Genomic DNA, 525 nt, shown 5'->3' on the forward strand with positions numbered 1-525 from the left:
GCGCCGCGTCGAGCGTTCCCCGCGCCTTCACCGCGAGGCTGCCGCCGGCCGCCGCCGGCAGCGAGCCGGACAGGGTCATCGCGACGCCGGGCCCCGCGGTGATGCGGCCGTCGAGCCCGATCCGGCCGTCGCCGAGGTCGCCCGACGCCCGGGCCTCGATCGGCGGCAGGCCGGCCTTGCGCGTCTCCGGCGTGACGAGGCGGGCGACGGTGAGGGCGTAGTGCCCCTGCGGCCGATCCGTCGGCCCCCGGATCGCGGCCTCGCCGTCCAGGGTGCCGCTCAGCGCCAGGCCGGGCGCGGCGATGCGCGCGAGCGCCAGCGGCAGGGCGCGGATGCCGATCGTCAGGTCGTTGTCGCGCCCGGCCTTGCCCGCGACGGTGACGCGGCCGCCGCCCGCGGCGATCGTCAGGTCATCGATCCGCGCGCCGCCGCCTTCGAGGGTCACCGTCGCAGGGCCCGCGAGCGCCAGCCGGTCGGCGCCCCGCGCGGCGGAGACGCGCAGCAGGTCGATCCGGGTGGCCGCGT

General features: G+C 79.8%; 1 pseudogene. It reads right to left on the minus strand.

What is annotated here, in order from left to right:
* Positions 1–525: pseudogene (locus FV230_RS30250) on the minus strand (hypothetical protein); the annotation flags it as partial.

This window comes from Methylobacterium sp. WL6 (genome assembly GCF_008040095.1).
Classification (GTDB): domain Bacteria; phylum Pseudomonadota; class Alphaproteobacteria; order Rhizobiales; family Beijerinckiaceae; genus Methylobacterium.